Raw genomic sequence first — 24,165 nt, forward strand, 5'->3', positions numbered from 1 at the left:
GAATCAGACGGCCTTATGTAGAACACGTACCCGAAGGAATGCGAAAAAGAATGGGGCTCTAAGCCCCCGCACCACCATTTTTCAAACCCACAGTAACACAAAAAAACAGACCATCCGGAAAAATTACCTGTACCGCGGATCCTGCTCCGCCGGACAGAAATTACACAGCGCCGACGGCAGATCCCGTTCCTTATCCCGGATAGGACACAGCACCCGTTCCCCCTCGCGGCGGACCGTCGCCCCGCCCGGAAACGGCATCCCAATCGGATGTCCGTATCCTCCCGCAATCAGCATCACATACCCGTACACCAGCCGGTAAAAAAACTTACTCAGCGGATGCTCCATCTGCGGAAACGGATCATCCGACCTCCCCGACCGCACAAAACACTGCACCCGCGCAACCTCCCAGAACTCATGCCAAAGTACCGGATCCGTCAGCGGCGCATCAGAAACCCCGTTCGTCCGGTACACCCGCATAAACACATGATACTGATCCAGCAGATCCGAACAGTAAGGCCGATAGGCCCTCCGGTACGGATCCGGCAGTTTTTCCACCTCACGACGGATAAAACCCCCGATATACTGAAGATCAAACACCGTGTACCGGGAAAGTGCCGTCCCGATTCTCCTCACCGCCTCAGCAGTACCTGTCACCACCTGAAGAGACGCAACCGTCTCATCAATCAGCACCGCCGACTCACCGTCGGACAGAGACAGAACATTCATCTGCGAAGAACTGCCCAGGCACCCATCAGAGCAATGACCGGCAGAACCACACAGACCGGTGACTTCGTCGGTGCAGGCGGAACCGTTGTTGACAACGGCGTACCCGCGGTCGTCGGCACATCTGCTCCGGACGACACCGGAACAAGATCCGCAGCAACATTTGCCGTCGCAAAATTCTTCGGCCTCACCTCAATCAGCGTCGCATACTCATTATAACCCTCGGCTTTCACCTCAACAGAGTGCAGACCAAGCTTCACATTATCAATAGTAAAACTCCCGTCTGCAATCGTTCCGTAATAACTGTTGTCCAGAAACACCTGTGCCCCCTCTGTACCGGAAACAGACACCAGACCAACATCCTTAGCTCCCTCCGACTTCTTGTACACAGTCACATTCATACTCACATTCTGACCAGACGGAACATATGCCGAACCCTTCCAGACCTCATACGTATTACCCGGAATCTCGACACGCACATTTGCCATCGCATCTCCCGGAATAACCGTAAAAACCGGCGTGTATCCCACCAGCTTACCGGAAACCGTCACCGTCGCCCCGCTTGGCTCCGAATTGATCGTCAGTCCCGCCTCATTCTCCGCGAACGCAGAAACCGTCGTCACCCCGCATGCCGCGATCAAAAACAAACAAAGTACAGCTGTCAGTAGATACTTCTTCATATCATTACCTCCACCCTCTATCCTATTAAATTCACCGGCGCATCAGAACACCTGCCGCCGCAAGACCCGCTGCAAAGCCCGCCAGCGGAACCGGCGTCCTCGTCGGAGCGGGCGGAACAGATGCAGCGGTCGTCGGAACCGGAGTTGCCGCCGTTGCAAACGGCATCAGAATCGCATCAACGCTCGTAGTTGCGATGTTCTTCGGCTTCACCTCCACCAGACCCGTATAAGTTGCATAACCATCCTTCTGCACAACCACCTCATGCAGACCAAGCTTCACCTCATCCCTGACAAATGTCCCGTTCGTAATCGTCCCGATGAATCCGTTATCAAGATACACCTCCGCCCCCTCCGCATTGGACCCGACACTCAGATAACCGGTCGTACGAATCTTATCCTCGGTCCGGTAGAGCTTCGCCGTATACGTGATGTGCTCCCCCTTTGGAACATACACCGACCCTTTCCAGATATCATAACCTCCGCCGTGACGCTCTATCCACACGGAAACGGTTGTTCCCCCGGCAACCTCAACCGTCACCGGACTATATCCGACAAACATATCCGAGACCCGCACATCCGCCCCGCCCGGAATGGAATCGATCGTCAGTTTACTGACCGGCTCATCCGCAAGTACCCCGGGTACCGCAAACATGACGCACAGAAGAACAAAAAAAATGAAGGAACGTTTCATGTGAATAGATCAGAGTACATCCTCATAAATGAATCGCCCGTGTCGGACCGTATAAAGAGATATTAATAACCCATCAGCCCCAACATGTCCACAGTTAACATGGAGATTGCATACGCCGTTTTAGTCGTGGTTGGTCTTGTCGCGTTCGAAACCGTGGCAAGCATCGACAATGCAATCATCAATGCAGATATTTTGTCCACCATGAAAGCGTGGGCACGCCGCTGGTTCCTGACCTGGGGTATCATCATTGCAGTCTTCGGTATCCGCGGTGTGTTACCATGGCTTATCATCTGGTTCTCAACCCCGTCGCTCGGCCCCATCGGTGCACTGACCGCAACCTTCTCCGACGACGCCACCGCCGCCGCCGCAATCGAAACAAGCGCACCGTTCCTCCTATTGGCCGGAGGTATCTTCATGATATTCCTCTTCCTCCACTGGCTGATGGCCGAAGAAAAGAACTGCATCGTCCCGGGCGAACGTACCATGTCACGGCAGGGTCCCTGGTTCTACGCAGTTGCAGCAGTCATTCTGTTCCTCATCTGCTACGCAGCAGCACAGATCAACGCTCTTCTCGCAGTGGCCGCAGTGGGAGGCTCTGCAATTTTTTTCATCATGCAGGGATTCCGGCTGTTTGCCGACAAAAAATCGGCAGAACTTGAATCAGGGACCTCAAACAAATCGGACATGAGCAAACTGATGCTGCTTGAAGTAATTGATGCAACCTTCTCCATTGACGGCGTCATCGGTGCATTCGCATTTACCATGTCTGTTCCGCTGATTCTGATCGGAAACGGTATCGGCGCAGTCGTCGTACGTGAACTAACCGTCCGGAACATCGACAACATCAGAAAATATGCCTATCTCAAGAACGGTGCGATGTACTCGATCTTTACGCTCGGCCTTATCATGTGCGGCGAAGGATTCGGCCTGCACATCCCCATCTGGTTTGCACCGCTTCTGACCATCGGAATTGTGGCAGCATTCTTCTGGCTCTCGCTCAGAAAAATCAAAAGAAATGACTTCGGCGTGTGCCGCATCCCGCGGGAGTAAACCGTCTTTCCTTTTTTTGTTCCCGGACAAACGCTAATGTACCATCCCTGACATACAGAATAACCATGACCGGTGTCACTGCCGAAAGTACGCTTCTTCTTCACTTCACCAGCCGTCGTCCCGACGGAGAAATCTTTGAAGACACCCGTTCCGGCCAGCCGGTGCAGATCACACTTGGAAAAAAACAGATCAACCCGGCGTTTGAAGAAGCCCTCATCGGGAGAACCGAAGGGGAAACCGTCACCGTCACACTCCCTCCGGAGAAAGCCTATGGCAGGTACCACAAAAAACTCGTCGTCACCATCAAACGACATAAACTCAGTCTCGATCACGACCCGGCCCCGGGAGAGATCATCAGAGTGAATGTCCTGAAAAAACCCTGCCTCGTCACGGTGGTCAGTGTGACCGACAAAAGCATCACCGTAGATGCCAACCACCCGCTTGCAGGCGAAACCATAGACTACGAAATCACCATAGAAAAAATCCTCTGACCATGACACATCCGGGAACCATCCATCACTGCGACTGCATCACCGGCATGAACCAGCTGAACGCCGGATCCGTTGACATCATCGTCACCTCGCCGCCCTACAACATCGGCAAACCCTACACCACCTATGACGACACCGTCCCGCGCAATGGCTACCTCTCCTGGATGAACGAAGTTGCCGGCGCAGCGAAACGTGTACTGTCCGATGACGGCTCATTGTATCTCAACGTCGGCGGCAGCCTCAAAGACCCCTGGATTCCGATGGATGTTGCCATGGAGTTCCGGAAATCCGGATTCATCCTCCAGAACATGATCCACTGGATCAAATCCATCGCACTCCCCAAAGAAGACATGGGCAGATTCTACAACGCAGGTATTTCTGAAAACGGCGTCGCTGTCGGTCACTACAAACCGATCAACAGCCGCCGGTATCACAACGACTGCCACGAGTTCATCTTCCACTTCACCAAAACCGGCGACGTACCCATCGACCGGCTCGCAAACGGCGTACCGTATCAGGACAAAAGCAACGTCCGCAGATGGGTACAGAAAAAACAGGACATCCGCGACCGCGGCAATACCTGGTTTATCCCCTACGAAACCATCCGTGAAGAACGTCCCCATCCGGCCACCTTCCCGGTCCGGCTGCCGGTGATGTGCATCCGCGACCACGGCATCGACCGCTGCCGCCTCGTCATGGACCCGTTTATGGGCATCGGCAGCACCGCCCTCGCAGCAGTCCGGCTTGGCATTCCCTTCGTGGGATTTGAGATCGACGAGAACTACATCAAAATCGCCGAAGAACGAATCGCAGCCGAACAGCTTACTGCAAAGAATTGACATTTTCAAGTGGCAGGGATCTTTTTTTCCGAAAAATATGGAAATATCTTTATCCATCACTCCAAAAAAAATCACGCACCAAAGAATTTCAAAAACAAAATTGTCAGACTATCAGAGAATCCCAAGCACAAAATCCATTATCCGGCAGCACCAACGAAAATGGCAATGGGCGAACGGTACTGGGAGATTGATGCAATCCGGGGTATCTCCCTTATTGGCATGATTCTTTTTCACATCACCTCTCTCATGGTAATCTTTCACATGACTTTTACCATGGAATGGTACTATGAAGTTTGCCGTTACATTCACCTGGGAACGAGTATCTTCGTCATCATATCCGGCGTTGCCCTCGTTCTCCGGTACGGCAGAATGGCAGACCGCCCAAAACGGGAATACCATACGGCAATTTTCAAACGTGGCATCCAGATCTTCCTTATCGGCATTGCCGTCGCCATAGTCGCCTCCCTTGCCATCCACTTCATCATCGGAGACGGTAACTACATGCTCTTCAACTTCCTGCAGATGATGGGACTGTCCATGATCCTCTGCATCCCGTTTCTCCGGCTCGGCAAATGGAACATCATCCCCGCCATCCTTCTCATCTGGGCCGGTTTCCTCGTCAAATCCATTCACATCGAACCGATCTGGCTACTGCCGCTTGGCATTCTCCCGGACGGCATGTTCTACCCGCGTGACTACTTCCCGCTCCTCCCCTGGGTAGGCGTCATGCTTCTCGGTGTCGCCATCGGCTCCGTCCTCTATCCCCAAGGGGTCCGTCGCATCCGCATCCCGGACGCAGGGCTCGTAGGCAGAGCATTTGCCCTCATTGGCCGGCATCCGCTGGAAATCTATCTCCTGCATCTCCCGATCATCGCCGGAGTCCTCTACCTCATCATGATCGTATCTCAGGCACTTGGCATGCCGTTCGGCTATCTGTAGATACTCTCCCGCACCCGTACTGTAGCAATCCCTGCAAGAACCTGCCCCAGACAATAATACTCATCCGCCGCCATAAGAGAAAGCATCTCCCGCGGCAGCATCGCACCGAACTTCCACGTCGTATCCGGCAGCTCCGGCAGCTCGCCTGCGAGCACCTGAGAATCTGTCCGCGACAGTTCCCGCAGCAGATCACCCACACGTTCCGCCGCATCCGGTGACTCCCAACCGAAAATGCGTATTGCAAACTGATCATACCGCATGCTGTATTTCCCGTCCGCAAGTCGCTCTTTTAACAAACGTGCAAGAACCATATTTGCCCGCGCTCCCAGGAACGTTGCGGCGACCACCGACCAGCCGGTGACCTCCGGCTCAGACCGGACATGCACCGTCCCCGGTACAAAATCCTCCGGCAGTATCCGGATCAGGCCGTCAAGTATCTCCTGCTGCTCTGGCGGCAATGGAAGAAGCGTCTTTCCGCGGGCAAGAAGCTGACAAACTGCCCCGCAGACCGTAGGCGATGCATCCGCTCCCCGCATCCCGGTGCCGCTCCAGAACGGTCGTTTCACTCCGCTGCCGGAGGCAGATGCGGGCTCCACCAGCGCACGCTTATGCGCGTCATCACGGAACAGCAATCGCCAGTTTTTGCCTGCAAACGAAAACATCTTGCCGGGGTCGCTTCCCACAAACCGGGGGTCCAGAGTTCCCACAACCGTCCCGTCCGGCAGAACCGCAAGATATCCGCCCGCATCGTGAATCACCGATATCAGCGCAATCCAGTTTGACTTCCCCAGTTCCCGTTCCGCCCGCGGGCCGACAGAGTACAGATCCCCGTCACGGACCACATACTCCCGCTCCTCAAGATACAAAAGCATCTTTGCCACCGTTGCAGGAGACACAGTCGAAAAGGGCGTTAAGGAACGGAGCGAAACGGTGATTGTCTTCTGCGACACCCCACCCGTCCTGCCTTTCAGCAGAAGAAACAGCTGCTGAATCATCACATGATATGCATGTGCCGGAGCCGTGAGCGGCTCTATCTCATGCCGCATCGCTGACTCAATCGTCGCCGCAGAAATCAGGAGATCGCACGGGTTTTGCAGAATAAATGTCATCGCAGCCGCCCGCCCGCGCCTGCCGGTACGTCCCAGCCGTTGCAAAAACGCCGCAACTGATCGCGGCGGCCCGTACTGGATCACCAGATCCAGATCACCGATATCGATGCCAAGCTCCATCGTACTTGTACAGATAACACACGTCCCGCCGCTCTGATCAAACGCCGCCTCCGCCGTTGCACGATCCTCCGCCGACACCGAAGAGTGATGCAGATACACCCCGGACACCAGATCGCCGAGCGGTACCATCAGCCGCTCTGCAAAACTCCGGCTGTCCACAAACACCAGTGCCTTCTTCCCTTGCACCGCGTTTGCAATCGCCCGCACCTGCGCGGAAAAGTCCTCCTCCACCACAAAAGAAAACTGTTTCGGGGTTGCAGGAGACGGAATCTGTACCAGCTGCTTCTTCCTCCCGGACCCTGACAACCATGCCAGCAGATCCTCCGGATTTCCGACCGTCGCCGACAACCCTATCCGCTGAACAACACCCTTCCCCGAAATCATCTCCAACCGGTCTAACAGACATCGGAGATGCACACCGCGATCCGTTTCCATGAACGCATGAATCTCATCGATCACCACAAACCGGACTGAGGAAAACGCTCCCCGGGACACGGGATCCCCGAGCAGCACCTCCAGTGATTCGGGCGTCGTGAGCAAAAGATTCGGCAGTTCCCCGCCCGCGGCAAACTTCCACCGGTCGCGGGACGCCACATCGCCGTGCTGGGATGCAACCGTCAGTCCCGCCCGCCCGCACATCAGCCGAATCCTATCCTCCTGATCATTGATCAGCGCCTTTAAGGGTGAAAGATAGATTGCCCCGAGCCCTGACGACCCCGCCTTCAGCAGCGCATCAATCACCGGAATGAATGCAGCCTCTGTCTTGCCGCCGGCGGTCGGTGCGAGAACCACCACATCCGCACCGCCAGCTACCGCCCGGCAGGTCTCCTCCTGTACCGGCCGCAGCCCGTCCCATCCCATGCCGGAAAGCAGAACCTCCTGCAGACTCGGGTGAAACGACTCAAACAGCGTCATCGGATCGAAACACCGCATTCAGCTCCTCACGGAACTTTTCTGCCGACATTGCACCCACATGCAGTCGCACCGCCGTACCGTTGACGATGTACAGCACCCGTGGAATACTCGTGATGCCGAGCTGCGTCGCAATCCCGTGGTTGCGATCAGTATCACATTTGCAGAACTGCACCTCGGGAAACTCAATCGACATCTCCTCAAATATCGGGCCAAAATATCGGCACGGCCCGCACCATTCAGCCCAGAAATCAATCACCACTTTTGGCCGCCCGAGCGTGACCTCATTGAAATTATACTCCGTCAGATGCACAACGGGCCACCCTTCCGGCGGCGGAATCTTTGCAGCCATCTGTTCAAACCGTTTCCGTTTCAGCTGTTCCAGCTCATCATCTTCCATACCAGAATATGGGAAAACCAACCTAATGAGGATATGCCAACAACATATCGGAATATATTTAAGTAAAACCGTCGTATATTTTATCTCACTTACAAGAAGCGAGGTGGGGTAGTCAGGAGATCCCGACGGGCTCATAACCCGTAGACCAATGGTTCAAATCCATTCCTCGCTACTGTTTTTCTGTAGAATTTTCCAAAAGCACAATACACTTAGTCTTACCCGTCCAACGTATCAGGGAATGACAGCATCCAAAATTCTTCTTCTCATCATTGATGGCGTGGGTGACCGTCCGTGTGATTGTCTCGGCGGCAAAACCCCGCTGCAGGCAGCACATATGCCGAACCTTGACGAACTCGCAAAGACCGGCATCTGCGGCATCATGGACCCTGTCGCTCCCGGAATCCGTGCGGGTTCGGACACCTCCCACTTAAGCCTTCTCGGCTACCCGCCGCAGCAGTACTACACCGGTCGCGGCCCGCTGGAAGCCGCAGGCTGCGGCATTCAGATGGAACCCGGCATGATCGGATTCCGCGCAAACTATGCAACCCTCGACGACGCAGGCAACGTGATTGACCGGCGTGCCGGCAGAATCTCCGACACCACCGAGATATCCGCCGCCATCCGTGACGGTATTGACCTCAGCAAATACGGTGTCAGCATTCAGTTCGAGCCGGGAACCGGCCACCGTGCCGCCCTCGCCCTGAAAGGCAAAGGCCTCTCCGCCGCAGTCTCCAGTAATGACCCCAAAGAAACCGGCATCCCGCCCAAGACCATTCACCCCGAAGGAAAGGAAACTCCCGAAGCAAAATTCACTGCTGAAGTTTGCAACGAGTTCTGTCGTCAGGCAGCAGAAATTCTCAAAAATCACCCGGTCAACCTTGCCCGAAAAGCTGCGGGACAGAACCCGGCCAACATCGTCCTTATCCGGGGAAGCGGTGCCATGGGCGTCTACGAACCGTTCGGGGAACGCCACGGACTCTCAGGCAGTGTCGTTGCCGCAGCCGCCCTCATTGCAGGCATCGGCAGCTCCGTCGGTCTTCGCCGCGTTCCGGTAAACCCGGACACCCCGCTTGCGGAACAGGTTGCCCTGGTCAGACAAGAGTTTGCAACGCAGGACTTCGTTCTCTTCAACATCAAAAACGCCGATGAATACGGCCACGACGGAAAAGCAATGGAGAAAAAGGAGTTTCTGGAACAGATCGACAAAGAACTCCGTCCCCTCATGGAAATGCCGGACCTCATGATCGCCGTCTGCGGTGACCACTCGACCCCGTGCACTATCAAAGAGCACAGCGCAGATCCCGTGCCCCTGATCATTCGCGGCGACGGAGCGCGGATTGACCACGTTTCCTCCTATGATGAGATCTCCTGTGCGGCAGGTGCACTCTGCCGGATTCGCGGCGGCGACCTGATGCCGATCCTTCTGGACCTCATCGACAAAACCCATAAGTACGGCGCATAACGATTATTACATATAGACAGGGTGGAGAATGGCAGAGGAAAAAAAACGGGTTATCATCGCAGAACCCATTCCTGATAACGTCCTGATTGAAGCGGAGGAGGCATTTCCTGACTTGGACGAGGAGGAACATGCGGCAGCTTCCCCGCTCCCCGAAACAACGGAGGAACTGCCGGAAACCGAACCTCCGCAGAGTGAAGAATCCTCCGCCGTTGCCGCTATTGCAACCGCTGAACTTTTTAAGAAATGCATTCTGCCGGACAGAACCGAACTGCAGGAACGCATTCTCAAAACCAAAAACGACATTCTGGTGGGTGACCACTGCGACATAGGCTATGGTCTCTACGGCAACGACGTTGTCGTCTGCGAATTCTGCAAACTGACCGGCGATGTCGTTGCCGAGGGTGATCTCCGTATCGACAACTTCTGTGAGATCAACGGCACCGTCATCTGCAACGGTGACGCCTACCTGGGAGAAGGCGTTAAAGTGCACGGCAAACTGACCGTCGGCGGCAACCTTGACATCGGCGACAACGTCACCATTGAAAAAGAGTTCAAAGCCTTAGGTGACATCAGCATCAGAAACCCGATGCCCGTCATCCTCTACCTCCTCCTCTATGTCATGACCATGCTCCACCTCGACAACGAAGCGGAGGTGGAAAAAACGGTGAATGCCATCATCTCGGAGGCCAATTCCGAGCCGCTTGTTCTGCCGCCCCGCACCACGATGGACCTCCGCTACTTCTCCGTCTCAACCCCGATGACCGTCGGTGTAAACTGCCGTCTGCACGGAAACATCAAGGCAAAATCCGTTGCCCTGAAAAATGATGTTACCCTCTTCGGCGGGATCCATGCATCCCGCCGTGTCAGGATTGGCGAACGCACTGCAGTGCATGGCGACGTGATCGGGCAGAATATCAGAATCGAACGCGGCGCAGACATTCTTGGCGATGTTGCGGGCGACAAAGTCTGGCTGCATGAGGATGCGCTGGTGAGCGGCATCATCCGTTCGCCGGGTGGTCTGACCATCGGACGGTTTGAGGAGAAAAAGGAATGAAATCGGTTGCAGAAATGCTGGAACTGGATACCGTCCGGTTCCTTGAACCCGACTATGCATCGCTCGTGAACAGTGGCGAGCCCGGCGTTCTGATCTGCGAAGCTGAACCTACGCCCGGCGGTGCCCGGATGCTGATTGATGAAGAGGAAAATCCGGTACTGTTCGCAGTTCATGCGGGTGACGAGTGGGTGGGAACCTCATGGAACTTCCGCAGTCCGACGGAGCAGGAGTTTTCCCTCTTTACGGCGGCGGACGGCGATCTGTATCAGGAACCGCGTGCCGCAATTGATGATGCCGTGCGGGCCTATTTTGCAGAAATTCTTCGCGAAGAGATTGCCCCCGCCCGTGAAGACCTGCCGCCCGACAGAATTGAAAAAGTCCGCGATCTCCTGCACGAGGTGTGGGGAACATCTGCGCCCGGTCTCTGCCTTGATGCCTGTGCCGGTTCCGGCATCGGTTCCATGATCATCCGCGAGATGGGAGGCCGCCCGATCGCGTACGATAACGATCCGTCACTGCTTGCACTGGGTCTTGCCTCCGGCCGCCTTGCGCCGGAGGACACCCTCTGTATCGACGGAACGGTGGCGTCTGCATATCTGCCGGATGCGGAGCGCGGCATGGGAATCATGTTCGGTCAGATGTATGTGTACACACAGGATATCTGGCGGCCCATTGTCGAGGAGCTTGCGGGCATCACCGCCGAGACGCTCATTACAGTTGCAACCGAGGAAGAGGCACACTGGGTGCGTGAATGGGCAAAGGGCGTTGATCGCGATCTTGAAATATGGGAAAATGAGCGCGATCCAATTTATGACCGCTGGGTCTGTTTCGGGTAAATTTTTTCATCACACAATGTATGTTTAAGATTTTTTCAAAAAAAAAAAAATATATTTTCAGAGTATATTTACTTCTCAGCATCGGTACGTTCTTCTGCAACCGCCTCGGCCATCGTTGAAATTTCCTTCTCGGAAAGTTTTGCAAGCACCTCGTGCGTCGGACCGATATCGATGATCCTCCCGCCGCGAATGAACATACAGCGGTCGCAGACATCGCGGACAAACTCCATATCGTGCGACACAATGATGAACGTCTCATCCATCTCCTCACGGGCGTGAATGATCGAATGCTTCACATCCACCTTCGTGATCGGATCCATTGTTCCGGTCGGTTCATCCAATAGAATAATCCGCGGCTCGCGAATCAGAACCTGTGCCAGCGCAACCCGGTGTTTCTCGCCCGCAGACAGACTGGACGGATAGCGGTTCAGTACATCCTTTGCCTTCTTCTCGGTAAACCCTGCCATCCGCAGCGTAATCAGCGCCTTCCTGACCGCAAGCTCCTTCGGGAACTCAAGGCCTATGGCGTCGGTCAGATTATCAATAATTGTCCGGTGCGGGTAGAGATCATACTCCTGATGCAGCAGGCCGATGTACTGTTTGGCACGGCCGCGGAACTGATATCCGGGCTTCGTCATATCGATCCACTCATCACCAATCCGCACATCCAGCTTTCCCGCCGTTGGCTCGTAGAGACCTGCAATCATCTTCGACAGTGTCGTTTTCCCGCCACCCGAAACCCCGATGACACCGAAAATCTCCCGCTCGTTGATCTCAAACGTAATATTGTCCACCGCTTTGATGACGCCCCGGTCCACCGCGATAAACTTCTTGTACAGTTTATCGGCACGCACAATCGGATTGCCGATCTCCTGATCGCTGTACTCCAGATCATCTGCGCAGTCCTTCATGAACTCCGCAACAATTTCGGCAGGATCGCCGACCTTCACGATCATCCCGTCATCCAGAAGCACCGCCCGATCGCAGACATCCTCCAGTACCTGCGAAAAGTGCGAAGTTATCACCATGCCCATATTCGTACTCTTCGCTGCCTGATTCAGAAGACCGTGCACAATTGTTGCAGTCTTGGGATCGAGTGTGCCGGTCGGCTCATCGGCACAGAGAAACAGCGGTTCGCGTGCCAGCTGGCGGGCAAGAACAACACGCTGCTTTTCACCGCCGGAGAGATCGCGTGCCACATGCATCATCCGGTGCGTCAGCCGCACCTCATCGATCAGGTCTGCTGCACGGTTGATTGCCTTCTCCGCCGGATAGTCAATATCATCCAGCGCCCGCAGAACATTCTCAATCACACGATCATCACCGTAGAGGGCAAACGTCCGCTGAAACATCAGCGATGTTCTTGCCATGATCTTTGTCTTGAGAACAGCGCTCTCCGGCGCCCAGAAATCCACGTCCTGCGCCTCCAGAACCACACCACAGGCAGGGCACTTCTGGCCCGCACTACTGCGGAACTCAATTCTGCCGCAGACAGGACAGCGGGAAATATGATAGATGATCCTTCCTGCGGTGGGAGGATGTTCAATTCCCCGCAACAGATGAATCAGAACGGTTTTTCCGCAGCCGGATCTGCCGATCACACCGACAATCTCCCCTTCGGCTATTTCCAGATTGATATTGTTGAGAATCCTGACCTGTTCACCCGCCGGATTGTCTGCATCTGCAGGAAAATCGATACAGAGATTTTCAATGGTGATAAATGGCGTCGTCATTTGCACTATACCTCAAATACCCGGCAGGCTCATTTCATCTGCCGGAAAATGCTATCATAGTATTTATCAGGGAATATTATATACTTTGGCGCATATGAGTAAATTCATACAGATATCTGCAAACAGGCAAAAGCACTTTTAAGCGGCAGAGAAAAAAATACAGAAGATATACCATGCCGGAAAATCCAAACGAATGTCCGAAAGGCAGATACGGTCGCCCGCGGGTACGGCGGTGCATCGATCTTGACGGAGCCTCCGGCTGCTATGCACCGGTCTGTCCCCATCGACAGGAGAATATGGAATCTGTTGTCGTGTTTCCAGAGGAGATCGCGGTCCTGAAACTTGTGGATCTGGATGACCTCTCGCAGGAGGAGGCAGCAGGAGTTCTCGGTGTCTCCCGTAAAACGGCGTGGCGGGACCTGCATGAAGCGCGGAGAAAGATTGCTGATGCGCTCGTGAACGGAAAAGCCATCCGCGTCTCCTGCTGCCCTCATGAAAACAGATGCAGCAGTGTTTCACCGGACATGGAAAAATAATTTTTTTGTCTCCCGCTTTTTTCCTCATGAGTGTCTCTTCCAGTACAGCAAACTAAAAAACCCATTCCTCCTATATACTATACAGCTAACCGGGCTGACAGGTAAGGATTTTACAATGGTTTTCAGAGTATTTGTTGAGAAGAAACCCGCTCTTGCAAATGAATCGCACGCGCTCCTCCGTGAGCTTTCCACTCTTCCGGGGGTGCAGGGGATCACCTCACTCCGAATCATCAACCGCTACGATGTTGACAACATCGACGCACCCCTCTTTGCGTACGCAAAACGTACCGTGTTCTCCGAGCCGCAGCTTGACATCGTCGCAGACACTCTGACCCTTGCCAACGATGAACGGATGTTTGCCGTTGAATATCTGCCGGGCCAGTTTGACCAGCGTGCTGACAGCGCTGCCCAGTGTATTCAGCTTATCTCGCAAAAAGAGCGTCCCATTGTCCGTACCGCCCGTGTGTATGTTCTCGGCGGCAGCATCTCCGATGCGGTGCTTGACACGGTCAAAAAATATGTCATCAACCCGATCGAAAGCCGCGAGGCCGATCTTGCAATGCCAACGACCCTGGTGATGAACTGTGTTGTTCCCGCAAAAGTGGCGGTGCTGGACGGATTCCGCCGTCTGGATACTGCGGGCCTTGCCGACTTCGCCGCACAGTACGGTCTTGCCATGGACTCCGCCGACCTTGCCTTCTGCCAGAAATACTTCATCAGCGAGAACCGCGACCCGACCATCACCGAGATTCGGATGATCGACACCTACTGGTCGGATCACTGCCGCCACACGACATTCCTTACCACCATCGACAGCGTGAAGACGGAAAGTCCTCTTCTGCAGGAAGCATTTGATGAGTACCTCAAAATCCGTAAAATGATCGGCAGAACCAAACCCGTCAACCTGATGGACATAGGAACGATTGCCGTCAGATATTTGCGGACGCAGGGCAAGCTTGACAAGCTTGACGAGTCCGAGGAGGTCAACGCCTGCACCGTAAAGATCACCGTCTCCGTTGACGGAAACGATGAGGACTGGCTGCTGCTGTTCAAAAACGAAACTCACAACCATCCGACCGAGATCGAGCCCTTCGGAGGCGCCGCAACCTGCATCGGCGGCGCAATCCGTGACCCGCTTTCCGGCAGGGCATATGTGTATGCCGCGATGCGGCTGACCGGTGCCGGAAACCCGCTTGCACCGATCAGCGAAACACTGCCCGGTAAACTCCCGCAGAAAAAGATTGTCACGACCGCCGCCGCAGGTTACAGTTCCTACGGCAATCAGATCGGGCTTGCAACCGGCATGGTGGACGAACTCTACCATCCCGGCTACATCGCAAAGCGGATGGAGGTAGGTGCCGTCATCGGTGCGGCACCCGCGAAAAATGTACGCCGCGAAGTTCCTATCGCCGGGGATGTGGTGATTCTCCTTGGAGGCAGAACCGGCCGTGACGGCTGCGGCGGGGCGACGGGTTCCTCCAAGTCCCACACCGCCGCATCCCTTGAGTCCTGCGGTGCCGAGGTGCAGAAAGGGAACGCTCCCGAAGAGCGGAAAATCCAGCGGCTGTTCCGCAATCACGACGCCGCAGTTTTGATCAAGCGCTGCAATGACTTCGGTGCGGGCGGCGTCTCGGTCGCCATCGGAGAACTTGCCGACGGGGTTTTGATCAACCTCAACGCAGTGCCCAAAAAATATGACGGCCTGGACGGTACCGAGCTTGCGATCAGCGAGTCGCAGGAACGTATGGCCGTAGTAGTTGCTGCCGCTGATGCGCAGAGTTTCATCTCACTTGCCCATGCGGAAAATCTCGAAGCGACCATCGTCGCCGAGGTAACCGCTGAGCCGCGTCTGGTGATGATCTGGAACGGAGATAAAATCGTTGACATCTCCCGTGAGTTCCTCGCTTCAAACGGTGTGGAAAAGCACATCGAGGTGGAGATGGCAGTCCCGCAGCCGTTCACCCGCGAAGCCTCCGGAGATTTCGCGGAAAATTACCGGCGTCTTGCAGACGATCTGAATGTTTGTTCCAAGCGTGGACTTTCCGAGCGGTTCGACTCGACGATTGGTGCGGGTGCGGTGCTGATGCCGTTCGGCGGAAAATATCAGCAGACGCCGGTACAGGCAATGGTCACCAAGATTTCGGTAGAGAAGGGCGATACCGATGACTGTTCCCTGATGGCATGGGGCTGCAACCCGCAGATTCTGGAGAAGAGTCCCTACCATGGTGCGTATCTTGCCGTGGTTGAAAGTGTTGCCAAACTGGTTGCGACTGGTGCAACATTTTCGGATGTGTACCTCTCCTTCCAGGAGTACTTTGAAAAACTCGGATCCGATGCGCAGCGCTGGGGCAAACCCGCCGCCGCACTTCTTGGTGCACTCAAAGCCCAGATGGGTCTTGGTATAGGAGCTATCGGCGGGAAAGATTCGATGAGCGGATCGTTTGAACAGCTCAACGTGCCGCCGACGCTGATCTCGTTTGCGGTGACCACCGAGAAGATCCGCCACATCATCTCAAACGAGTTCAAAGGCCCAAACCACCGTGTGGTTCTTCTCTCTCCCGTGTATGAAGGGGAACTTCCGACAACCGGCTCACTGATTTCAGTTTTCTCGCAGGTGACAAAACTGATGCGCGAGGGACGGGTGCTCTCCTGCTGGACACCGGCCTATGGAGGTGTTGCGGAAGGTATTCTGAAGATGGGACTCGGCAATGGAATCGGCTTTTCCTATGAGGCGGGTATCCAGACAGACGATCTCTTCGGCTACCGGTACGGATCGTTCATCCTCGAACTTGCCGACGAGACGGATACAGGTGTTCTGCTCGGCAGAACAACTGCGGTGCCTGAGCTTCGTTCCGGCTCCGTGTCCGTTTCGCTTGACGAACTTCAGAATATCTATGAAGCAAAACTTGAGCCGGTGTTTGCCTGCAACATTTCCCAGGGCGAAGGAACGATCGAGAAGATCTCCTATTCCGAGCGGAACACGGCAAAGCCCCGCGTCCGGGTTGCCAGCCCCCGCGTTCTCATTCCGGTTTTCCCCGGAACGAACTGCGAGTACGACAGTGCCAAAGCGGTTGCCCGTGCTGGTGCGGTTCCTGAGATCATCATCATCAACAACATGACCGCACAGGATACTGCCGAGTCCGTAAACCGTGTGGCTGACGCCATCCGCCGGTCACATGCCATCTTCATTCCCGGAGGATTCTCCGGCGGTGACGAGCCGGACGGGTCGGGCAAGTTCATCACTGCGTTCTTCCGCAACGCGAAAATCAAGGACGCAGTGCATGATCTTCTGAAGAACCGCGACGGCCTGATGTGCGGCATCTGCAACGGGTTCCAGGCGCTGATTAAGCTGGGTCTTGTGCCGTACGGTGAGATCGTGGATGTGGATGAACACTCCCCGACCCTGACCTTTAACACCATCGGCCGCCACCAGTCGCGGATTGTGCGGACTCGCATCGCCTCCGTGAAGTCTCCGTGGTTTGCATGCGTGAACGTGGATGATGTGGTTGCGGTTCCGATCTCGCACGGCGAAGGCAGATTCCTTGCAGATGAAGAAACTCTTCGGAATCTGATCGCGAACGGCCAGGTAGCAACCCAGTATGTCGATCTCGCGGACCAGCCTACCTCTGATATTCACTTCAACCCGAACAACTCGGTGATGGCGATTGAAGCAATTACCTCACCGGACGGCAGAGTGCTTGGCAAGATGGGACATTCCGAGCGTGTGGGAGAGGGACTGTACAAAAACGTTGAGGATCAGTTTTATCTGCAGCTCTTTGAGTCGCTGGTAAAATACTACCAGTAATCTCTCTGTCTCGGAACCTTTTTTTCCTCCTTTCTTTGATGATGTCTCTCTTGTCTCACTATATTGTCTATATGTAATTATTATGAGGAATAACACGAGAATAGCTATATACTGAGATGTAATATTCTATGTATACCGGTATTGACCTTCTTTTGTACCTGCAGGCCTATCGCCTGTCGGCTCCTGAAATAATTGATAATTTTTTCCATCTCATCTCCCATCCGTTTTTAACCGGCCTTTTGCCTGTTCTGGTGATGGCCGTTATTTACTGGTGTTATGATAAACGTGCCGGGACCTACATGGCATTCAGTATTTTTTCCATTGATATATGTTCTCATTTTCTGAAACTGTTGCTCTACGTGCCCCGTCCCTGGATACTTCAGCCTGCGATTCACCCTACCGCTGAGGCAGTTTCCGGAGCCGGCGGATTTTCCTGCCCAAGTGGTCATACCACATCGGCTGCAGCTTTTTTTGGTTCGCTTGCAGTAGTATTTCGCAAACCTGTTTTTGTTCCTGTTCTCTGTATACTGGCTATTGTCTTAATCGGATTTTCCCGAATGTATCTCGGGGTTCATACTCCGGTTGATGTACTTCTGGGTCTGGCTCTTGCCGGCTTTTTTCTCTGGCTCAACTGGCATCTGTTGAAATGTATTGATCGAAACCCGCAAATGGACTGGGTTGTCACTTTAATCAGTATGGCCATAATTCTCCTTCTTGTTGCCTGTGTTTTGTTCCGTCCATATCCGGCAATCGAAGGTGTAGGACCGGAGGTTGTGGCTCATGCATTTAACGCATTTTTTCTTCCCATTGGGTGGTTCTGCGGTTTTCTGTTTGGTTGGCTGGTAGAGCGGAGAAAAATTCATTTTACGATTCCTTTAAAAACAGCTCCGCGGATACTCAGGGGTTTTGGAGGACTCTTATTTTTACTGGTGCTGCAAACGGGTTTTTCTGCATGCTTCCCTCCCCTCCTTGGTATAGAGATTGGACAGTTTTTGTCCGGCATCCTCCTCGGGCTGTTCATTTCTGCAGGATATCCGTGGCTCCTCTGTTTTGTTCGGAAAAAACGGATTGATTAATTTTTTTTAAGAAAAACGAATGGATCCGAGGAGATTCGAACTCCTGACCTTCGCCGTGTGAAGGCGACGTCATACCACTAGACCACGAATCCAAGAAAACCCACAAAAAGGGAGTGCACCGACCGGGATTCGAACCCGGGCTATTGGCTTGGAAGGCCAAAGTCATACCTCTAGACCATCAGTGCTTTTGCGTCACATATGTTTTGTTTTGAAGTAATTAAATCTGCCGGATTTTTCAGAACAAAAAAATGAGGGATTAGTATCCCTGCATCTCCTGCTTGACCTTCTCCAGGTTTGCGATACGCTTCTCAAGGGTCGGGTGCGTGGAGATCAGTTCCATCACTGACTCACCGGATATTGCCGGGATGATGTAGAATGCATTGTTGGCGGAGACCTCGCGCTTCTTATCCGGAGGTACCGTATCCATTCTGCCGGAGATCTTTTTCAGCGCACGAATTAATGCATCCGGATCACGGGTGATGTAGGCACTGCCGCGATCTGCCGCAAACTCCCGGTACCGGGAGATGGCCATTGTAACGAGGGTTCCCACAATATACACGATGACAACCACGACCATTGCAACAATGAAGACAATAATTCCTCCACCGTTTTCGCTGTCACGGTTGCTGCTGAGGAGTGCCATGATGAAGGCGTTGTTGATGATCATCGCTGCAACGGAAACCAGAAAACTGCCGATAGTCATCGTCAGCATATCGCGGTTCTTCACATGCGCAAGTTCATGGGCCAGAACTGCTTCCAGCTCCTCATCGGTGAGGATACCTCTGATTGCCTGAGTTACTGCCACAACCGCATGTTTCGGACTTCTACCGGTTGCAAATGCATTCGGTACCGGCGACGGCATGATTGCCACCCGCGGCATCGGGAGGCCTGCCTCGTCGGCGAGTTTTTTCACCATTGCATACAGTTTCGGCTCTTCGTCTTCCGATACAACCTTTGCTCTGGTTGACATCAGTACCAGTTTGTCCGAAAGGAAGTACTGGATCAACGCCATTACTGCTGCCATTCCGATTATCAGGTAGAGGTAGGAGGAACCGAACATGCCGGTACCTGCCAGCCACCACCCGATCACCGAGAAGAGTACGACGTAGATGAGGCCCATAACCAGCCACGCCACCATCTGACGGGCGAGGAGGCCGTAGTCACGCTTCCATATCATTGTAAATATTAATGTATACGCGGGAGATAATATGCTTCGTGTCCCGGATGTGGATATTCATATGTGTTATCGGCCCTGCATCACTCTGAGCTGCGGATTTTATCGATCTCCTCTCTGAGGATCTCCCGAACAAGCTTTCGCATCTCCTCCTCATTCACAATACGTGATGAGGATTTCTCAGCATTACAGTCACGGGATAATTTTTCCTGACAGGCACGGCGAATCCAGGCAACAGCACTGATTCCTGCCTCATCCGCTTTTACCTCAATCTCCCTCCACAGGGATGCGGGCATTCGGACTGTTGTCTGAAAGTCTTTTTTTTCTTTGTGCATCATGTGATGTCTGTTGCAATCAAATTTATTTCAAATGAGTTCAATGACATCAAAAAGACATCTTTATTATGTCACCAGCCCAAGAGTTCTTTGTGGCATCAATGCGATCAGTACATACGGCAGCACAGGGAATACGGTTCTGGTCGGGACGTATCTTTTCGTCAGAAGCAGGTGCGGTGTGACCCCCTGTGTTCCGAACCTGAACCAGCAGGATTTCACGCTTCTTCTGGTTGAACTTGACGCAGCAATTGAAATGGCTGATTACCTTCATGAAATTTATCAGCTCCTTGCGGAAGCAGAAATTTCTGATACGCAGGTCTGTTCCAGTATCCTGAGCAGTATTATTTTGCGTCTGGAACGTACAGCCGCACGAATTGACAGAAACAGGGTAATTGAAGAGTAAGAGGTGCACCCCGCCGCAACAAGAAACCTAAACATCTTTCTCGGACAATATTCTTGGTACATATGTCTGACGACTGCATCACCGAGTCCGGGGAAGAGATCATGACAGAGGAGCTGACCGATCTGGCGTTTGGGATGTTCACCATTTTCATGGAACAGCAGTTGGAAAAGGAGGAGACCTGTCTGTACCGCGAAGTTGAGGCAGGCACCGATCTGACCGCACGCTGCGAGACACTTCTCGCTGCATTCATCGAGGAGTATCCACCGCTTGCTCCCGCTCTTGCGATGCTTGGAACCGCTGTGGATATTGCCGGGCTGTATGCGGCAGGCGAAGGAATTATTCCGACGAAAACCACAAAATCCTACTGGATTCAGCAGGATCGCCCCGGTGCGGAAACAGGGGCAACAGGGGCAGAAGAAGCGGGAAAGTGGCTGATCTTTCTTCCACCTGAGGATATCGATGCCGCATGGCAGAAGGTGCGCAACGCAACCGTTGCCGGCACGCTTGGTATCGGTGCGAAGGTGAGCACGGCAAAGGAAAACGAGGACTCGCGCGACGACCGGAAAGTGATCTATGTTTTCACCGCCGACTGGTCGGATGAGGATGACGTCATGCGCGTGCGCGAAGAACTGAGAAATCTCGGGTTTGTGGATCGGATCGGCTACAAGCGCAACCTTGACACCTACGCGGGCGAGTACCGCGAAAAGGGAAAACGTGTGACCTACTACTCAGTCTAACTTTTTTTAAAAACTCTGAAAAAGAAAAAAATGTACGGCGCGGCAGTACCTGCGCCAGTATGCATAATGTGCGTGAGCTTTCGCTCGATTATGCTTTGCGTTCCTTGTTCTTCGGGCGAAGAGACGTGGAACCGCACTTGCGGCAGGTGGTTGCGCGGATAGCGTTACGTGCGTTGCATTTCATGCAAACTTTCACATTAAGAAGTCTTGCCTCTGCTTCTGGGAATCTCATGTATGAATAACCCCTATATTGAGTTCTATAATGTGGGTGCTGAGTGTTATTAACAATTACGCTCATCGGGAGGTGACATACCAGTCCCGGAACGCTGCAAGTGCACGGGCACGGTGCGAAAGATGGTTCTTCTCCTCCATCGACATCTCGGCAAGTGTCTTTTCACCCACGGCAAAAATAGGATCGTAGCCGAAGCCTTCCGTACCGCGTTCTGCGAACGTGATCGTTCCGTCAACCCGGCCGGAAAATACCCGGATACCGTTTGCATCCGCATAGGCGACCGCGGTTGCAAAATGTGCGTTTCGCATCTCTGTGCTTTCCATCAGCTGGAGCACACCAGCGTTGCCGATGGTGTCCTGTACATATGCGGCAAACGGTCCGGGAAACCCAGACAGCGCATCGATGAACAGGCCTGTATCGTCCACGATTAACGGAACGCCAAGCGCCGCATATGCCTGCTCTGCTTTGGCGCGGGCGATCTCTTCCACAGAGTCTGCCTGCGGCTCAATACAGTCGAAGGCAATATGTGTCACCTCGGTAATGCCGGAGAAGAATGCGGCAACTTCCTTGGCCTTGTTTTTGTTGCCGGTAACGACCGTGATCACAGATATCTCCCCCGCAGTTCTATCTCCTGCTCGCGCCCGATCACTGCATCTGCTCCGGTAAACACTGATCGGTATCCGTCGCAGAAGGCCTGCTTCAGTGTTGCAGGCGAGGACGTCGTACTCTCCAGCGTCTGGAACAGCACATGCAGATCCACTCCGCGCGGTTCGATCTCATCCGTCATCTGTGCAAGACCAAAGTCCAGCAGGTACACGCGCCCGCCCTTCCAGATCATGTTTGAGGTGGTCAGATCGCCATGCACGATACCTGCTTTGTGCAGTTTGCCGACGGATTTGCCTGCTTCATATGCATATTCATCGCCGATGATATACTTCAGCACATCACCGTCGAGTTTCTCCATCACAATCGCGTTTCCGGTCACATCGCGGATGATTGGCACCGGCACACCACCGCGCCGTGCTGCCGCAATACACCGTGCTTCAGCGCGCGTGCGTTCCACGATGAGATGTGCATCAAGTTCCGGCACGCGGTATCCTTTCGACAGTCGCGTTTTCACTGCATCTGTATCTGTAAGATCCACCGCAGCCTCCGCGCCGCGTTCCGTAATTTCCGATTGACCGGGAGCGAACAGTTCGCCCGCATCATTCCGCCAGGTCACCTCCACCTGATCCGACCGATAACCGGGGTTCACAAATGATTCCTCTATCGGAATCGTCGAACCAGCCTCCAGCATCACCTTGCCGGTGTAGGCAATCATCGCACCGTTGTCACCCATATACACGCGCGGCGGCGCCATGAACTTCGCGCCGCGCTCCTCGCACATGATCCGAAGCATCTCCTGTAAACGGCTGTTTGCACCAACACCTCCGACCAAAATGACCTCATCCTTTCCGGTGTGGGCAAGTGCGCGCTCCGTCACCTCAACACACATCGCAAACGCCGTCTCCTGAAAGCTGCAGCAGACATCCTCCATTGACTCACCGCGTGCCGTTGCCTCCTTTGCCGCACTCATCAGACCGGAGAAGGCAAGGTCCATTCCCTTCACTGTGTAGGGAAGAGGAATGTAGGACCCTTTCTTTGCCATCTCCTCGATGATCGGCCCTCCCGGATGCGGGAGATCATGACTGCGGGCGAACTTGTCCAGCGCGTTGCCAAGACCGATGTCCAGTGTCTCGCCGAAGATGCGGTAGCGGCCGTTCAGGAAACCGAGCACCTGTGTGTTTGCGCCGGATGCATACAGCACGATAGGGTCGGTAAACTTCGTGTACCAGCGGCCGATCTCCACATGGGCCACGCAATGATTCACACCGATCAGCGGCACGCCGTACTTCAGGGCAAGCGACCGCGCCGCGGTTGCAGCAGTCCGGAGAGAAGGACCAAGACCAGGTCCTATCGAAAATGCCACACCGTCGATGTCATCGCCGGCTTCGGCAAGAACTTTCCCAATCACCTCTGCGGCAACCGCCGCATGGTGCTGGGCCGCCTCGCGCGGATGAATTCCTCCCTGCGGAGGCACATATGGTGAGGAATGCAGACAAACCAGATCCTCATCAAAAACAGCGGCACTGAAGTTCCATGCGGTTCCTTCAATGCCAAGAACCCTTGTTTCGGGCATAATAATGTATTTTATTGCTTAAACTCAGTATATCCACACTTTCCGCAGGAGAAGCGGTCCTTATGCTCGCCCATGAACACACCCGGGCCGCAGCGGGGACAGTGGCGGCGCGTGGTGGTTGCCTTTCCCTGTCCGTCAACGGAATAGAGCTCACTGCGCTTCTGTGACTCTTTTGCTGCCTTCTTTGCTGCCATGATTTACTCCTCCTCAGCTGCTTTCGGCTGACCGCGGGAAATCAGGTACGCGCGTTCGGTTGCTTTCAGTGCTTCCGGAGAGTCGTAAATGCGTGCAACACCGATAACTGCTCTTGCTCCGAACCGTCCCTTCAGCGGAGAGAGAATGAGGTTTTCTACCGGGGTATTCTGCATAGCTGCGATTTTTGCTCCGATATCTGCACGGGCAGGGGTTGCGCCGTCATACGTGGCGGTGAATGCAACCTCGTTACGGCTTAAAAGCTCGTTTCTGGTATTAGAGGTGATCTTAATCTCCATCGATATCCCACAAATATTGGAATGCAGTATATTTAATACTGGTGTCTTTCATCATTTTCTCTTCTCGTAAGACCCTCCGTTCCCTTCTACCTCGGGTGAAAACGGGGGAGTTCTACAGAAAGAAAAAAAATCTCGGATGAAACCCTGCTTCGTCGGTT

25 protein-coding genes and 3 tRNA genes are annotated in these 24,165 nt (G+C 54.0%); 13 read left to right on the forward strand and 15 right to left on the reverse strand.

Going from position 1 to position 24,165, the window contains the following annotated elements; genetic code table 11:
* Positions 1-123: 123 nt before the first annotated feature.
* The 3 genes from O0S10_RS08210 to O0S10_RS08220 are packed head-to-tail and all read right to left on the reverse strand — an operon-like array spanning position 124 to position 2,094.
* Positions 124-726 (reverse strand): DUF2115 domain-containing protein, encoded by a 603-nt coding sequence (locus O0S10_RS08210; protein WP_268925396.1) that lies wholly within the window; start codon positions 724-726, stop codon positions 124-126.
* The gene (locus tag O0S10_RS08215; protein ID WP_268925397.1) at positions 723-1,403 is read right to left on the reverse strand and encodes a PEGA domain-containing protein; all 681 of its coding nucleotides are present in this window, start codon (positions 1,401-1,403) and stop codon (positions 723-725) included. The genes O0S10_RS08210 and O0S10_RS08215 overlap by 4 nt, the downstream gene beginning before the upstream one ends.
* A 31-nt stretch (positions 1,404-1,434) precedes the next feature.
* On the reverse strand, positions 1,435-2,094 hold the full coding sequence (locus tag O0S10_RS08220) for a PEGA domain-containing protein (RefSeq protein WP_268925398.1): 660 nt from the start codon (positions 2,092-2,094) through the stop codon (positions 1,435-1,437).
* Between the two features lie 99 nt (positions 2,095-2,193).
* Between O0S10_RS08220 and O0S10_RS08225 the strand changes: the two genes are divergently transcribed.
* From O0S10_RS08225 to O0S10_RS08240, 4 genes are all read left to right on the forward strand, one after another.
* Positions 2,194-3,144 carry a DUF475 domain-containing protein gene (locus O0S10_RS08225; protein WP_268925399.1) on the forward strand — a complete coding sequence of 317 codons (951 nt, stop codon included), beginning with the start codon at positions 2,194-2,196 and terminating at the stop codon, positions 3,142-3,144.
* 65 nt (positions 3,145-3,209) lie between these two features.
* A complete protein-coding gene (locus O0S10_RS08230; RefSeq protein ID WP_268925400.1) occupies positions 3,210-3,635 on the forward strand; it encodes an FKBP-type peptidyl-prolyl cis-trans isomerase in 426 nt (141 codons plus the stop codon).
* A gap of 2 nt (positions 3,636-3,637) precedes the next feature.
* Entirely contained in the window at positions 3,638-4,474 is an 837-nt protein-coding gene (locus O0S10_RS08235) for a DNA-methyltransferase (RefSeq protein WP_268925401.1), read from the forward strand.
* A gap of 159 nt (positions 4,475-4,633) precedes the next feature.
* Positions 4,634-5,413: a heparan-alpha-glucosaminide N-acetyltransferase gene (locus O0S10_RS08240; RefSeq protein ID WP_268925402.1), complete on the forward strand. Its 780-nt coding sequence runs from the start codon at positions 4,634-4,636 to the stop codon at positions 5,411-5,413.
* Here the strand turns inward: O0S10_RS08240 and O0S10_RS08245 are convergent.
* Positions 5,404-7,575 (reverse strand): DEAD/DEAH box helicase, encoded by a 2,172-nt coding sequence (locus tag O0S10_RS08245; RefSeq protein WP_268925403.1) that lies wholly within the window; start codon positions 7,573-7,575, stop codon positions 5,404-5,406. The two genes, O0S10_RS08240 and O0S10_RS08245, sit on opposite strands and share 10 nt — an antisense overlap.
* Positions 7,544-7,954 (reverse strand): thioredoxin family protein, encoded by a 411-nt coding sequence (locus O0S10_RS08250; protein ID WP_268925404.1) that lies wholly within the window; start codon positions 7,952-7,954, stop codon positions 7,544-7,546. The genes O0S10_RS08245 and O0S10_RS08250 overlap by 32 nt, the downstream gene beginning before the upstream one ends.
* Positions 7,955-8,051: 97 nt before the next feature.
* Here O0S10_RS08250 and O0S10_RS08255 point away from each other — a divergent pair.
* The 4 genes from O0S10_RS08255 (at position 8,052) to O0S10_RS08270 (ending at position 11,306) form a co-directional block, all read left to right on the forward strand.
* A tRNA-Met gene (locus O0S10_RS08255) sits at positions 8,052-8,126 on the forward strand.
* Positions 8,127-8,192: 66 nt separating this feature from the next.
* A complete protein-coding gene (locus O0S10_RS08260) occupies positions 8,193-9,416 on the forward strand; it encodes a 2,3-bisphosphoglycerate-independent phosphoglycerate mutase (protein ID WP_268925405.1) in 1,224 nt (407 codons plus the stop codon).
* Between the two features lie 28 nt (positions 9,417-9,444).
* Positions 9,445-10,470: a polymer-forming cytoskeletal protein gene (locus tag O0S10_RS08265; RefSeq protein ID WP_268925406.1), complete on the forward strand. Its 1,026-nt coding sequence runs from the start codon at positions 9,445-9,447 to the stop codon at positions 10,468-10,470.
* Complete coding sequence (locus O0S10_RS08270; protein ID WP_268925407.1) at positions 10,467-11,306, forward strand: hypothetical protein; 840 nt, start codon at positions 10,467-10,469, stop codon at positions 11,304-11,306. The genes O0S10_RS08265 and O0S10_RS08270 overlap by 4 nt, the downstream gene beginning before the upstream one ends.
* Positions 11,307-11,374: 68 nt before the next feature.
* On the opposite strand, the gene atwA is transcribed toward O0S10_RS08270, so the two are convergent.
* Complete coding sequence (gene atwA, locus O0S10_RS08275) at positions 11,375-13,039, reverse strand: methyl coenzyme M reductase system, component A2 (protein ID WP_268925408.1); 1,665 nt, start codon at positions 13,037-13,039, stop codon at positions 11,375-11,377.
* 173 nt (positions 13,040-13,212) lie between these two features.
* Between atwA and O0S10_RS08280 the strand changes: the two genes are divergently transcribed.
* From O0S10_RS08280 to O0S10_RS08290, 3 genes are all read left to right on the forward strand, one after another.
* Positions 13,213-13,575 carry a DUF134 domain-containing protein gene (locus O0S10_RS08280; protein WP_268925409.1) on the forward strand — a complete coding sequence of 121 codons (363 nt, stop codon included), beginning with the start codon at positions 13,213-13,215 and terminating at the stop codon, positions 13,573-13,575.
* Positions 13,576-13,690: 115 nt separating this feature from the next.
* Positions 13,691-17,380, forward strand: a complete 3,690-nt coding sequence (locus tag O0S10_RS08285) for a phosphoribosylformylglycinamidine synthase (protein ID WP_268925410.1) — start codon at positions 13,691-13,693, stop codon at positions 17,378-17,380.
* Between the two features lie 128 nt (positions 17,381-17,508).
* The gene (locus O0S10_RS08290; RefSeq protein ID WP_268925411.1) at positions 17,509-18,456 is read left to right on the forward strand and encodes a phosphatase PAP2 family protein; all 948 of its coding nucleotides are present in this window, start codon (positions 17,509-17,511) and stop codon (positions 18,454-18,456) included.
* A gap of 20 nt (positions 18,457-18,476) precedes the next feature.
* Here O0S10_RS08290 and O0S10_RS08295 read toward each other — a convergent pair.
* From O0S10_RS08295 to O0S10_RS08310, 4 genes are all read right to left on the reverse strand, one after another.
* A tRNA-Val gene (locus tag O0S10_RS08295) sits at positions 18,477-18,548 on the reverse strand.
* A 22-nt stretch (positions 18,549-18,570) separates the two neighbouring features.
* Positions 18,571-18,641, reverse strand: a tRNA-Gly gene (locus O0S10_RS08300).
* Positions 18,642-18,712: 71 nt separating this feature from the next.
* Positions 18,713-19,633 (reverse strand): zinc metalloprotease HtpX, encoded by a 921-nt coding sequence (gene htpX, locus O0S10_RS08305; RefSeq protein WP_268925412.1) that lies wholly within the window; start codon positions 19,631-19,633, stop codon positions 18,713-18,715.
* Positions 19,634-19,713: 80 nt separating this feature from the next.
* Complete coding sequence (locus tag O0S10_RS08310) at positions 19,714-19,926, reverse strand: hypothetical protein (RefSeq protein WP_268925413.1); 213 nt, start codon at positions 19,924-19,926, stop codon at positions 19,714-19,716.
* Positions 19,927-20,008: 82 nt separating this feature from the next.
* On the opposite strand from O0S10_RS08310, the gene O0S10_RS08315 reads away from it, so the two are divergent.
* Together O0S10_RS08315 and O0S10_RS08320 are read left to right on the forward strand one after the other, a co-directional pair.
* Entirely contained in the window at positions 20,009-20,368 is a 360-nt protein-coding gene (locus tag O0S10_RS08315) for a hypothetical protein (RefSeq protein ID WP_268925414.1), read from the forward strand.
* Positions 20,369-20,430: 62 nt separating this feature from the next.
* Positions 20,431-21,105 carry a putative phosphothreonine lyase domain-containing protein gene (locus tag O0S10_RS08320; protein WP_268925415.1) on the forward strand — a complete coding sequence of 225 codons (675 nt, stop codon included), beginning with the start codon at positions 20,431-20,433 and terminating at the stop codon, positions 21,103-21,105.
* An 88-nt stretch (positions 21,106-21,193) separates the two neighbouring features.
* Here the strand turns inward: O0S10_RS08320 and O0S10_RS08325 are convergent, their stop codons facing one another.
* Genes O0S10_RS08325 through O0S10_RS08345 form a run of 5 tightly spaced genes read right to left on the reverse strand, consistent with a single transcriptional unit; the run spans position 21,194 to position 24,007 of the window.
* On the reverse strand, positions 21,194-21,403 hold the full coding sequence (locus tag O0S10_RS08325) for a 50S ribosomal protein L40e (RefSeq protein ID WP_338148565.1): 210 nt from the start codon (positions 21,401-21,403) through the stop codon (positions 21,194-21,196).
* The gene (gene rdgB / locus O0S10_RS08330) at positions 21,400-21,942 is read right to left on the reverse strand and encodes an RdgB/HAM1 family non-canonical purine NTP pyrophosphatase (protein WP_268925416.1); all 543 of its coding nucleotides are present in this window, start codon (positions 21,940-21,942) and stop codon (positions 21,400-21,402) included. Before rdgB ends, O0S10_RS08325 begins: the two co-directional genes overlap by 4 nt.
* Complete coding sequence (locus O0S10_RS08335) at positions 21,939-23,516, reverse strand: bifunctional N(6)-L-threonylcarbamoyladenine synthase/serine/threonine protein kinase (RefSeq protein WP_268925417.1); 1,578 nt, start codon at positions 23,514-23,516, stop codon at positions 21,939-21,941. Before O0S10_RS08335 ends, rdgB begins: the two co-directional genes overlap by 4 nt.
* 11 nt (positions 23,517-23,527) lie before the next feature.
* Positions 23,528-23,710: a 30S ribosomal protein S27ae gene (locus O0S10_RS08340; RefSeq protein WP_268925418.1), complete on the reverse strand. Its 183-nt coding sequence runs from the start codon at positions 23,708-23,710 to the stop codon at positions 23,528-23,530.
* Between the two features lie 3 nt (positions 23,711-23,713).
* Positions 23,714-24,007 (reverse strand): 30S ribosomal protein S24e, encoded by a 294-nt coding sequence (locus O0S10_RS08345; protein ID WP_268925419.1) that lies wholly within the window; start codon positions 24,005-24,007, stop codon positions 23,714-23,716.
* Positions 24,008-24,165: the final 158 nt, after the last annotated feature.

It is taken from the genome of Methanocorpusculum petauri, assembly GCF_026891975.1.
Taxonomy (GTDB): domain Archaea; phylum Halobacteriota; class Methanomicrobia; order Methanomicrobiales; family Methanocorpusculaceae; genus Methanocorpusculum; species Methanocorpusculum petauri.

Excerpts from the sequence above, each read along its gene's own strand:
- O0S10_RS08345 (WP_268925419.1), bottom strand. The coding sequence starts at position 24,007 with ATGGAGATTAAGATCACCTCTAATACCAGAAACGAGCTTTTAAGCCGT.
- O0S10_RS08215 (WP_268925397.1), bottom strand. The coding sequence starts at position 1,403 with ATGAAGAAGTATCTACTGACAGCTGTACTTTGTTTGTTTTTGATCGCG.
- O0S10_RS08285 (WP_268925410.1), top strand. The coding sequence starts at position 13,691 with ATGGTTTTCAGAGTATTTGTTGAGAAGAAACCCGCTCTTGCAAATGAA.
- O0S10_RS08265 (WP_268925406.1), top strand. The coding sequence starts at position 9,445 with ATGGCAGAGGAAAAAAAACGGGTTATCATCGCAGAACCCATTCCTGAT.
- O0S10_RS08290 (WP_268925411.1), top strand. The coding sequence starts at position 17,509 with ATGTATACCGGTATTGACCTTCTTTTGTACCTGCAGGCCTATCGCCTG.
- O0S10_RS08225 (WP_268925399.1), top strand. The coding sequence starts at position 2,194 with ATGGAGATTGCATACGCCGTTTTAGTCGTGGTTGGTCTTGTCGCGTTC.
- O0S10_RS08340 (WP_268925418.1), bottom strand. The coding sequence starts at position 23,710 with ATGGCAGCAAAGAAGGCAGCAAAAGAGTCACAGAAGCGCAGTGAGCTC.
- O0S10_RS08325 (WP_338148565.1), bottom strand. The coding sequence starts at position 21,403 with ATGAGCGTAATTGTTAATAACACTCAGCACCCACATTATAGAACTCAA.
- O0S10_RS08335 (WP_268925417.1), bottom strand. The coding sequence starts at position 23,516 with ATGCCCGAAACAAGGGTTCTTGGCATTGAAGGAACCGCATGGAACTTC.
- O0S10_RS08235 (WP_268925401.1), top strand. The coding sequence starts at position 3,638 with ATGACACATCCGGGAACCATCCATCACTGCGACTGCATCACCGGCATG.
- O0S10_RS08310 (WP_268925413.1), bottom strand. The coding sequence starts at position 19,926 with ATGCCCGCATCCCTGTGGAGGGAGATTGAGGTAAAAGCGGATGAGGCA.
- O0S10_RS08220 (WP_268925398.1), bottom strand. The coding sequence starts at position 2,094 with ATGAAACGTTCCTTCATTTTTTTTGTTCTTCTGTGCGTCATGTTTGCG.
- htpX (WP_268925412.1), bottom strand. The coding sequence starts at position 19,633 with ATGATATGGAAGCGTGACTACGGCCTCCTCGCCCGTCAGATGGTGGCG.
- O0S10_RS08245 (WP_268925403.1), bottom strand. The coding sequence starts at position 7,575 with ATGCGGTGTTTCGATCCGATGACGCTGTTTGAGTCGTTTCACCCGAGT.
- O0S10_RS08240 (WP_268925402.1), top strand. The coding sequence starts at position 4,634 with ATGGCAATGGGCGAACGGTACTGGGAGATTGATGCAATCCGGGGTATC.
- atwA (WP_268925408.1), bottom strand. The coding sequence starts at position 13,039 with ATGACGACGCCATTTATCACCATTGAAAATCTCTGTATCGATTTTCCT.
- O0S10_RS08270 (WP_268925407.1), top strand. The coding sequence starts at position 10,467 with ATGAAATCGGTTGCAGAAATGCTGGAACTGGATACCGTCCGGTTCCTT.
- O0S10_RS08250 (WP_268925404.1), bottom strand. The coding sequence starts at position 7,954 with ATGGAAGATGATGAGCTGGAACAGCTGAAACGGAAACGGTTTGAACAG.
- O0S10_RS08280 (WP_268925409.1), top strand. The coding sequence starts at position 13,213 with ATGCCGGAAAATCCAAACGAATGTCCGAAAGGCAGATACGGTCGCCCG.
- O0S10_RS08260 (WP_268925405.1), top strand. The coding sequence starts at position 8,193 with ATGACAGCATCCAAAATTCTTCTTCTCATCATTGATGGCGTGGGTGAC.
- O0S10_RS08320 (WP_268925415.1), top strand. The coding sequence starts at position 20,431 with ATGTCTGACGACTGCATCACCGAGTCCGGGGAAGAGATCATGACAGAG.
- O0S10_RS08315 (WP_268925414.1), top strand. The coding sequence starts at position 20,009 with ATGACATCAAAAAGACATCTTTATTATGTCACCAGCCCAAGAGTTCTT.
- O0S10_RS08210 (WP_268925396.1), bottom strand. The coding sequence starts at position 726 with ATGAATGTTCTGTCTCTGTCCGACGGTGAGTCGGCGGTGCTGATTGAT.
- O0S10_RS08230 (WP_268925400.1), top strand. The coding sequence starts at position 3,210 with ATGACCGGTGTCACTGCCGAAAGTACGCTTCTTCTTCACTTCACCAGC.